Annotated in this window: 8 protein-coding genes; 3 read left to right on the plus strand and 5 right to left on the minus strand. The window is 64.1% G+C overall.

The window, feature by feature from the left end; genetic code table 11:
- Positions 1-16: 16 nt before the first annotated feature.
- From KBZ15_RS11575 to KBZ15_RS11585, 3 genes are read left to right on the plus strand one after another with little or no spacing between them, the layout of a single operon-like run.
- A complete protein-coding gene (locus tag KBZ15_RS11575) occupies positions 17-514 on the plus strand; it encodes a DoxX family protein (RefSeq protein ID WP_255015379.1) in 498 nt (165 codons plus the stop codon).
- 51 nt (positions 515-565) lie between these two features.
- Positions 566-1,102 (plus strand): hypothetical protein, encoded by a 537-nt coding sequence (locus KBZ15_RS11580; protein ID WP_255015372.1) that lies wholly within the window; start codon positions 566-568, stop codon positions 1,100-1,102.
- Complete coding sequence (locus KBZ15_RS11585; RefSeq protein ID WP_255015373.1) at positions 1,099-2,241, plus strand: alpha/beta hydrolase; 1,143 nt, start codon at positions 1,099-1,101, stop codon at positions 2,239-2,241. The genes KBZ15_RS11580 and KBZ15_RS11585 overlap by 4 nt, the downstream gene beginning before the upstream one ends.
- On the opposite strand, the gene KBZ15_RS11590 is transcribed toward KBZ15_RS11585, so the two are convergent.
- The 5 genes from KBZ15_RS11590 to KBZ15_RS11610 all read right to left on the minus strand — a co-directional run.
- On the minus strand, positions 2,147-3,634 hold the full coding sequence (locus KBZ15_RS11590; protein ID WP_255015374.1) for a hypothetical protein: 1,488 nt from the start codon (positions 3,632-3,634) through the stop codon (positions 2,147-2,149). The genes KBZ15_RS11585 and KBZ15_RS11590 overlap by 95 nt on opposite strands.
- Positions 3,631-5,271, minus strand: a complete 1,641-nt coding sequence (locus tag KBZ15_RS11595; protein WP_255015375.1) for a GMC family oxidoreductase — start codon at positions 5,269-5,271, stop codon at positions 3,631-3,633. The genes KBZ15_RS11590 and KBZ15_RS11595 overlap by 4 nt, the downstream gene beginning before the upstream one ends.
- A gap of 62 nt (positions 5,272-5,333) precedes the next feature.
- Entirely contained in the window at positions 5,334-8,003 is a 2,670-nt protein-coding gene (locus KBZ15_RS11600; protein WP_255015376.1) for an MGH1-like glycoside hydrolase domain-containing protein, read from the minus strand.
- Positions 8,003-9,517 carry a GMC oxidoreductase gene (locus KBZ15_RS11605; protein ID WP_255015377.1) on the minus strand — a complete coding sequence of 505 codons (1,515 nt, stop codon included), beginning with the start codon at positions 9,515-9,517 and terminating at the stop codon, positions 8,003-8,005. The genes KBZ15_RS11600 and KBZ15_RS11605 overlap by 1 nt, the downstream gene beginning before the upstream one ends.
- A gap of 11 nt (positions 9,518-9,528) precedes the next feature.
- Positions 9,529-9,900 (minus strand): heme-copper oxidase subunit III (locus KBZ15_RS11610; protein WP_255015378.1); only part of this gene is annotated, 372 nt, incomplete at its 5' end.

The following is a 9,900-nucleotide window of genomic DNA, read 5'->3' on the forward strand; positions in this document are numbered from 1 at the left end:
TTACTGCCCAGACCAGATGGAGATCACCGTTGTGGAGCTGCTGGTGCCGGCAGCCCCCTCCACCCTGGCCCAGGCATCCCTGCTGGTGATGCGGCTGTTCCTGGGGATCTGCTTCATCCGCCACGGCTGGCCCAAGCTGCGCAACCTCAAGACCTGGGCCACGGCGATGCAGACGCCAGAGTGGCTCTGCTTTCTCTCCGCCTTTTCGATGTGGGGTGCCGGCATCGCCCTGATCCCGGGCCTGCTCACACCCCTGGCCGCCCTGGCAATCCTGGTATCGATGGCCTACGCGGTAGTGGTTGAGCTGAAGGCGGGCTTTCCCTTCATCGGCCCTGACCCCTACCAGATTCCCCCCGGCGATTACGCCGGCCCCATGGGGGTGGGGGACCCCCCCAGCTGGGAGAAGGCTGCCATGTATGTGGTGATGTGTGCGGTGCTGGCCAGCTGCGGTGGCGGCCTGTTTTCGCTCGACAACCTGCTGATCGCCGATCTGCTCAACCAGTGGGCGGCCTGACAGGCTGATCCCACTGGCGAATCCAACTAGCTAATCGAACTGCTGGAGAGCGTGACAAAACTGGAGGCGGCAATGGGGGCCCTGGGGCACTGGCTGCTGCAGCTAGATGGCGGTTTCGAGATCCTGCTGCTGGTGGGTCTGTCGATGTCCCTGGCCCACCTCTTCGCCCTGGTGGCCAACCAGCTCACCCCGCGCCAGATCGTCTTCCAGCTGCTGCTCGATGCCCTGGTGCTGGCGGTGGCGCTGCTGCTCGCCACCCTGGTGGACATCGTGCTGCTCGCCCTGGTGGTTGACGAGCCGCTGCAGCCCTGGGCGCTGTTCGAGAGTCTCGGTGCCGCCTTACTACCCGGGGTGTTCTATGTGCTGGTGGCGGCGCCCTACGTGAGCAACCTGATCGCCGTGACGATCTGGGCGCTGATTCACCTGAACGTGGTGGCCGTGCTGCAGGTGCGCTTTGCCCTGCCCGCTGCCCAGGCCCTGGCCCTGGCCACCCCCGGCTACTGCCTGGCCCTATTGCTGGTGAGCGCTCTCTTCTACCAGGGCTGGCAGCGGGGCTACCGGCGGCTGGCCGACAGCCTGGGCCGATGAGGGGGCGGGCCGCCCGCTTCATTGGCCTGGGGAGGCGCTGGCTGCGGATCGGCCTCAGCGGCTGCCTACTGATGGGCGGGGTGCTCGTGATCGCCGCCCTGCTCCGCGGCGGCCTGGAACGGTTCGGCCCGGGGGCATCCAACGATCTTCAGGAGCTAGCCATCCTGCTGGCCTGGCTGGTGGGTCTGCTGGTGCCGATCGCGGGCATCTACTCGGTGGCAGGGCAGTACGCCTTCTGGAACGGCTGGCTGGGGGAGCTGCCCGATCCGGCCAGCATGTTTGCTGAGCAGGCCAGCTCGGCCGCCAAGCCATCGGCACGGTGTTATGTGGTGTATCTCGACGGCATCCACCAGAGCACGGAGCAACACCCGCCGCGGGTGGCGGCCCTGCTGGCGGAGCTAGCGGCCCAGCTCCCAGCCGGGACGGTGCTGATCGAGGCGATCGAGACCTACACAATCAGCCCGGCGGAACTGGCCGCCGACGCCGGCAGTCGCTGGTTCTGGCGGCGCCTGTTCGCCCTGCAGGAGAGTCACCCCAATCCGCTGGTCAGCGGGATCTGCGCGGCCCTGGTGCAGGCCAACAACGTGATCAAGGTGGGGATCTCCGCCGACCGCCGTTACGGACCAATCCTCAACTACGAACTGGCCCTGAAGGTGGCCCAGCGGCTGGTGGAGGGCGGCCTGCGCCAGGGCAGCGACCAGCGGATCGTGCTGCTGGGCTACAGCGGCGGCGGCGAGATGGCGATGGGAATGGCCGATGTGCTGCAGGTGATCTGCCGCTGCCCGGTGCAAATCCTCACCTTCTGCGGCGTGTTCAGCGGCAACCAGCGCCTCAGCCAGGTGGCAGGCATCGCCATGGTGGTGGGCAGCCGCGATCCGGTGGCGGCCCTGGGCCAGCTGCTATTTCCTGGCCGCTCGCCGCTGCTACCCCTTTCCAACTGGAACAAGGCACGCCTGGCCGGCGGGGTGAGGCGGCAGGTGGTGGCCGGCATGGGCCACAACGGCCGGAGCGGGCCCTTCTCCCCACGCCATCGCCCGGCCGTGGTCAGCCTGATCCTGCGGAGTCTGGCCTGGATGGATCGGGCCGTAGATCAGTCTCTAGATCGGCCTGGATCCGCTGCACCAGCGCAAACGGACTGACCAGCGGCAGGGTGCTGCGCAGCCGGCCCCAGGCGTTGCTGCGCTCCGAACCATGGTGGGCCAGGTCGATCGGCAGGGCCTCCAGGGCTTGTTGGTAGCTCCGATTGGCAGCCAGCAGGGCGGCCGACTCGGCCGCAAGCCGGGGCTCGATCGCCAGGCTCTCAGCCAGCAGGTACTGGCGCCAGATGCCATGGAGTAGCAGCGGGTAGTGATCACAGCTGCCGCTGAGGGCCTGCTGCAGCAGCGCCACGCTGTCGATGCAGAGGCCGAGGGGGCCGTAACCACCCAGCAGCAGCTGGCGGCTGGAGGCCAACCGGTTGTGCACCAGCGCCACAACCTCCGTAAGCCGCGCCAAGCGGGCCAACTCAGGCTCCGATCGGATGGCGTCCGCGTAGCGAACGGTGCCGTTGGCCCGATCGTTCTGCCAGGGGCGGGGCTGATCATTGAGGGGTTCCCAGCCGCACAGTCCCTCGGTGCCCTGATACCACTGGACCAGCAACTGATCATCGCCGCGGCTGAGCTCCAGCTCCAGGGCGCAGTGGGGCAGCAGGGTCAGTCGCTCCTGGCCCTGGGCATCGAGAAAGCCCGTGCGCATGGGCAGCGCCAGGGCCACCTGGCACCAGCCACGCTCGGGCAGATGCAGGCTGGCACCCAACCCGAAGCTGGCGATACTGCTGCGCCAGCGGGCCCTCAGCTGCCAGCCCCCCGCCTGAAAACGATCAAACAGCTCGGCGGTGGTGCCGCAGCCTTCGAAACGGTCAGCCAGCTCGGAGCTCAAGGGGGCAGGGCCCGCCAGCCGGGCACCCAGCCGGTTGAGCACCTGGGCCAGTAGCCGGTTGGCCTGGCCCTGCCTGGGGCTGGGGCCCGCCGGCAGGCCTGTGTTGTACCACACCAGGGTTGGGCCTGGGCCAGCCGGGCTGGCAGGTGGAGCAGGGGAGGGAGTGGGGGGTGGCGGCACCGATCGGCAACTGGCCTGCCCTGCCTCGGCTAGCAGGGCGGCGATCGTGGCAGGCAGGGCCTCCCGGCCACCCCGCCAGAGCTCCAGGGCAGAGGGCTGGGCCCGATCAGGTGGCGGCAGCAGATGGCCCAGCTCATCAAACAGGCTGGCCAGCAGCAAGGGGCTGAGCAATTGGTCGCGCAACACCACCCCCAGATCCCGCAGCGATTCGGGCAGCTCGGCCGGAGCCAGACGCCAGCGCCGCGGCAATAACCAGAGCAAGGGGATCAGGCTGGAGTGATGCACCCGGGCGAGCAGTCGCCGGATGAACTCCTGGCGGCTGAGGCCGGAGGCCAGCAGGTCATGGTTGAGGGCCTCCTCCAGGGCGATCAAGGGTGGGGCCCCAACCCAGGCAGGTTCGAGGCCGAGGGGATCCGCCGCCGGAAAATGGTTCAACGACCGAGGCGTTCCCGCAGGTGATCACCAACCCGCAGGGCATTGGCGATGGCCGTTAGCGAAGGATTCACTGCCCCGATCGTCGGCATGAAGCTGGTATCGACTACGTAGAGGTTGTCGAGTTCATGGGCCTTGCAGTTAAGGTCCAGCACCGAGGTGGCCGGATCCTCGCCGAAGCGACAGGTGCCGGCCTGGTGCGCTACAGCCCCAACACCCATGGCGTTTTTGACATAAATCTGGCGCTCCACCAGATGCTTCTTGAGATAGAGCTGATCCAGCATCCCGGTGAGCCGGCCGTAGAGCCGCTGGGCCGCGGTTGGGTTGTTAGGCGTGTAGTCCAGATGAATCTGCCCCTCGCCATCGATGGTCACCCGGATGTTGGGGTCCGGCAGATCTTCTGAAGAGATCCAGAAATCAATCGCGTGCTCAGCGATTTTGTCCATCGACCAACCGGGCATCAAGAAGGTTTCCAGCGGCGCATAGCCCTTCATGATCGTGCCGTTGGTCTTCCCCGTCATCTGGATATTGCCCATCGGGTAGTCAAAGTCGGCATCGCCCAGATACCAGTCGTTGATCGAGAGCGTCTTCTGGAACACCGTGGTGTTCGGCTCATGGGCCAGGGCCACCATGGCCTTGCTGTTGTGGAACATGTAGTTGCGGCCCACCTGGTCGGAGCCGTTGGCCAGGCCCCGGGGGTGCTTGTCATTGGCAGACATCAACAGCAGCCGGGCCGTATTGGCGGCACCACAACTCACCACCACCACATCACCCCGCACGGTCATCGGTTGACCATCCCTCTCCAGCAGCACGGTCTGCACGCTGCGGCCCGAGGCATCGGTCTCCAGACGACGCACATGGGCCCGGGTCAGCAGCGACACATTCGGGGCCGCCAGGGCCGGCCGCATGCCGAGCACATCCGCGTCGGATTTGGCGTGCACCAGACAGGGGAAGCCATCGCAGCAATTGCACCTGCGGCAACGGCTGAAGGCCATGTTGGCCTCATCCAGCATCACCCCGGTAGGGGCATGGAAGGGATGCAACCCGGCCAATCGCAGATCATCCACCAACTTCTGGATGCGGGGCTCATGGGCCACCGGCGGATGGGGATAGGGACGACTGCAGGGGGGCTCGGTGGGATCTTCCCCCCTCTGGCCATGCACGTGATACATCTCCTCGGCCCGCTGGTAATAGGGCTCGAAATCGCTGTAGCGCAGGGGCCAGGCTGGCGAGATGCCATCGAAGTGTTGTAGGTGCTCAAAATCCTGTTGGCGCAGGCGGAAGTGGGCCGCGCCGTACATCTTCGTGGCCCCACCCACGAAGTAATGGCTGCCGGGCTGAAACGGCTTGCCATGCTTGTCATGCCATACGTCTTTGGAGATGTAACGGCCTTTCTGAAACACCTCCTCGGCATTCCAATTCTCAGGTTCTTGGGGCAGCCAGTCGCCACGTTCGAGAACCAAAATCTTGAGGCCACTGGGGGCCAGATGGCGCGCAAGGGTGCCGCCACCGGCTCCGCTGCCGATGATCACCACATCGAAATGGGCCCCATCGGCCACCTCCAGCTGGGCGGCAGCTGGCAAGGGCGAAATGGCCAAGGAAGGGCCGGGGAGCTCGCTTAGGTGGGAGGGATGGGCCATGGCTGGGCAAGGATAAAAAAATTAATTAATTAACTAATTAAATAAGCCGGAAGAGCCGCGCCTTAAGGGGCGGGATAACGGCTCAACTGGTTGATCATCTTGGCCACCGTGGCGCTCCAGCCGGTCTGGTGGGAGGCACCCACACCACGGCCGTCTTCGCCGTGAAAATACTCATTGAAAAGGAGCAGATCTCGCCAATAGGGATCGTTCTGGAACAGCTCCACGTCGCCGTTAAAGGCCCGCCGCCCAGCTCCATCGCGGCGGAAGATCCCCACCAGGCGCTTCTCGAGCTCCAGAGACACCTCCCAGAGATTGAGCCAGTTGCCAGAGCGCGTGGGGAACTCAACCTGGAAACTGTCGCCGTAGTAGTGGGCGTATTTTTGCAACGACTCGATCAGCAGGAAGTTCATCGGCATCCACACCGGCCCACGCCAGTTGGAATTGCCCCCAAACATTGCCACCGGGCTGTCTGCAGGGCTGTAGGCCAAGATCTGGCTGTCGGAGCCCTCGGTGAAAGAATAGGGATGGTCCCGGTACACCTTGGACAGGGAGCGAATCCCATAGGAGGAAAGAAACTCCTCCTCATCGAACAACCGCTGGCAGATCCGCCGCAGGCGGTCTTCTGGCACGAGAGTATAGAGAATGCGGTCGTTATTCCATCGTCCGAGATTGTGCTCCAACCAGGTGGGAGTGGTGCGCTCATGCACAAACCAGGCCAAGCTCTCTCGCACATCCAGCACTGGAACACGATTCACTGTTTCGCGATCGAAGCTCGCTACAGCGAGCAGGGGCACTAGGCCAGAGAGCGAGCGAGTGCGTAGGTAGTCGCTACTGCCATCCGGCCGCTTGATCACGTCATAGTAGAAACCGTCCTCGTCATCCCAGTTGATAAAGCCTCGATCCGACGGGGCATTCAAGGTGATCGCCAATTGGGTGAAGTCGTAAACGAAGCGCTCACAGGTATCGGCATACTCAGGCTCCTCTCGGCTCAGCTCCACCGCAATGTTGAGCAGATTGAGGCTGAGGGAAGCCATCCAGGCCGTGCCATCGCACTGCTCGATGCGGCTGCCATCGGCCAGGGGAAAGCGGCGGTCAAACACGGCGATGTTGTCGAGGCCGAGGAAGCCGCCTTCAAACACGTTGTCGCCGGAGCGATCGTTTCGATTAGCCCACCAGCCGTATTCGAGCAAAAGCTTGCGCAGGGCGGCCCGCAGAAAAGGTTGATCAGCCTGGCCGCTCTGCTTGCGGTCTATCTGGTAGATCCGCATTGCCGCCCAGGCGCCGATCGGCGGATTGGGGTCGGAGAGCGCCCACTCATAGGCGGGGGTCTGGGCGCTGGGGGCTGTGAAGTGGGGGCTACGCAGCAACATCGCCTGCTGCTTGGCCATCTCGGGATCGAAGATGGCGAAGGCCACCGCGTGGAACATGAGATCCCACTGGCAGAAATAGGGGTACTCCCAGGCATCCGGCATCGAGATCACATGGTGGGCATGGAGTCGTTTCCAAAGGGCCGTATCAGACTGCCAGCGATTAGCAGGTGGCGTGGGCTGGGTGGGATCCCCCTCCAGCCAGCGAAAGACGCTCCAGCCGTAGTACTTCTTGCACCACAGCAAGCCCGCCAGGGCGGAGGAGTGAATCAGGCGGTCTTCGGCATTGAGCCCCGGCAGGGTGTGCTCAAAGAACTGCGCCGATTCCGCCTCCCGCTCCTGGAAGAGGGCATCAAAGGAGGCGCCAAAGGCAGGCTCGTTGGCCCCGACAGCCCCCACCCTGTCGAGCTGACGGAGGCGCAGCTCGACAGTCCACTCCTCAGCAGGCGCCAGGGTGCGCTGCAACAGCCGGGCCGCCTTGGTGCCGCACTGGGCTGGATTAATGGCCTGCTCCTCAGCACCGATCAGATAGCGATGAAAACCATCCTTCTGATAGGGGGTGGGATTGGACTGGCCGTAGAGGCGCTGGTGGTTGGTCTCATTATCGGTGAACAACCAGGTGCCGCCATCCCGACAGAGCAACTCATAGGCACCCAGTTGGGGCAGATCACCGGTGACCAGGGCGTCACCGTCCAGGCCCATCGGCTGGCGCTGCTCGTCGGGATAGCCCCAGGCCCAGGTGTTGCGCATCCACAGGGTGGGCAACAGGGTGAGGGGGGCAGGATCGGGGCCACGATTGATGACCCGGATACGAATCAGCAGATCGGTGGCTGACGCCTTGGCATACTCAATAAAGACGTCGAAGTAACGACTTTCGGCAAAGATGCCCGTATCCACCAGCTCATATTCAGGCTCACTGCGGCTGCGCCGCCCGTTTTCATCCACCAGCTGCTGGTAGGGAAATTCGGCCTGGGGATACTTGTAAAGCCCCCGCATGAAGCTGTGGGTGGGGGTATTGGCGAGGTGGAAGTAGTAGTCCTTGAGATCTTCGCCGTGGTTGCCCTCCGGGTTGCCCAGGCCGAAGGGTCGCTCCTTGAGGATCGGATCGGCCCCATTCCAGAGGGCCACCGAGAAACACAGGCGGCACTGCTCATCACAGATTCCCAGCAGGCCATCTTCCCCCCAGCGATAGACGCGGGAGCGGGCCTGGTCGTGGGGAAAGGAGCGCCAGGCATCGCCGTCGGCGGAATAGTCTTCCCGAACCGTGCCCCACTGGCGATCGGGCAGATAGCTGCCCCAGAGGGTCCAGGGATGGAGGTCCTCGTCACGCTCCCGAATCCGAACGACCTCAGGGGTTGGGGGCATCACAGCGAAGCCTTCAGTCCCTCGGCAATGCGCAGGGCATTGGCGATCACGGTGAGCCCGAAACCCATGGCCGGACAGGCCGGAAATACGCTGGCGTCCGCGATGGTGAGGTTGGCCAGCTCATGGCTGCGGCCCTGCAGGTCGACCACCGAGGTGGCCGGATTGTCACCCATGCGGCAGGTGCCGCAGCTGTAGCCAATCGCCGAGAGCGGAGCTTCGCCCCGGGGATGGGTAGGGGCCTCCTTGACCACATGGCACTCGGGATCGGCCTCCACCGCCTTAAGGGTGTCGATCCAGCGATAGACAAGCCTGTCGTGGGCTTCACGGTTATTGGGCTGGTAGGTAACTTGGATCCGATCTCCCCGCAGGCTGACGCGGTTGTGGGGATCGGGCAGCACCGGACTCATCGCCCACCAGCTGATGGAACGGGAGGCGAGCTGGTTGAGGCCGAAATTGGGCAACAGCTTGGTTACCAGGGAGAGCACCGGTGGCGACTCGGCAAACAGGGCATCTTGGAGAACCCCACCGCCGTTCTGAATCGCCCCGAGCGGGAAGGAGACGTTCTTATCGCCCCAGAGGTAGTCGTTGATGGCGAAACTGCGCGGGTAGCGGCCGCTATTGGGCTCGGTGGCCAGCTGCAGGATCGAGGTGAGCTGGAGTTTCATCAGGTTGCGGCCCACCTGATCGGAGCCATTGGCCAGGCCCCTGGGATGGCGGTCGGTGGCGGAGCGCAGCAGGATCGCGGGGCTGTTGATGGCTCCGGCGGCGAGCACCACCTGATGGCCCATGAAAATCCAGCTCTGGCCATCAACCAGGGCTTCCACCCCCCGCACCTCAGTACCACTGGGATTGACATGCAGCCGCCTTACCTCCGCTCCAGACCTGACCACAAAGGAGGTTGAAGCACAGGCCAGATCGACTCCAAACAACTCCGCATCGCCGCTTGGATCGGCAGCCGACTCAGACCAGCTCAGCGGCAGGGGATAGGGGCGCACGCCCTGGCGCCCAAAGGCGAGGCGCAGCTCCTCAAAAAATGGCTCCACTGGCCTGGGCGCAAAGTCGTATGGCCTGGCTGCGGCCGGTTCGGTGGGATCAATCCCCCGCTGTCCGTGGACCCGATAAAGGCTTTCCGCCTGGTCATACCAGGGCTCGAAGTCGCCCTGGCTGAGCCCCCACCCGGGCGCCTGGCCAGCCTGCAGGGCCAGGCCTGCCCATTCCTGATCACGCAGGCGCTCAAGCACGCCCCCCCAGATTTTGGTGTTCCCACCGAGGGCATAGATCGTCTGGGGGGAGAAAGGATCCCCATCGGTGCCAAACCACTGCTCCTTGGGGTGATATCGATCCTTGCGGAACAGATCCACATCGGCGACGTTCTGATCGGCCAGGGGCATCTGCTGCCCCCGCTCCAGCAGCAGCACCGCATGGCCGCCACTGGCCAGGGAGCGAGCCATGGTGCCACCAGCAGCTCCGCTGCCGATGATGATGAAGTCGTAATGGCGGTCGTCGATGATCATGGGTTAGGAGCTCAACTGCGCTGCCAGACGTAAATGAGCACGAAGAGGATGATCCAGATCACATCCACAAAGTGCCAAAACAGGGATGTGGCCTGCACCCCCTGCTCTCCCCCCGCATAGTTCTGGGGGATAAATGACTTCACCAGCATCAGGCCCATCAGGAACACCCCTGTGGCCACATGCAGGCCATGAAAGCCGGTGAGCAGGTAGAACGTACCACCGAACACCCCACTGGTTAAGCCAAACTGCAGACCACTCCACTCAACGGCTTGGCCGTAGAGGAAATAGGCGCCAAGGGCCATGGTGAGTAGCCAGAAAGCCCGAAATCCCATCAGATTCCCCTTGCTCATGCAGCGCTCTGCCAGCCAGATCGTGCCCGAACT

This window comes from Cyanobium sp. BA20m-p-22 (assembly GCF_024346275.1).
Taxonomy (GTDB): Bacteria; Cyanobacteriota; Cyanobacteriia; order PCC-6307; family Cyanobiaceae; genus Cyanobium_A.

Bases quoted from the DNA above. Each gene is read 5' to 3' on its own strand.
- KBZ15_RS11605 (WP_255015377.1), bottom strand. From the start codon at position 9,517: ATGATCATCGACGACCGCCATTACGACTTCATCATCATCGGCAGCGGA.
- KBZ15_RS11600 (WP_255015376.1), bottom strand. From the start codon at position 8,003: ATGCCCCCAACCCCTGAGGTCGTTCGGATTCGGGAGCGTGACGAGGAC.
- KBZ15_RS11575 (WP_255015379.1), top strand. From the start codon at position 17: ATGGAGATCACCGTTGTGGAGCTGCTGGTGCCGGCAGCCCCCTCCACC.
- KBZ15_RS11585 (WP_255015373.1), top strand. From the start codon at position 1,099: ATGAGGGGGCGGGCCGCCCGCTTCATTGGCCTGGGGAGGCGCTGGCTG.
- KBZ15_RS11595 (WP_255015375.1), bottom strand. From the start codon at position 5,271: ATGGCCCATCCCTCCCACCTAAGCGAGCTCCCCGGCCCTTCCTTGGCC.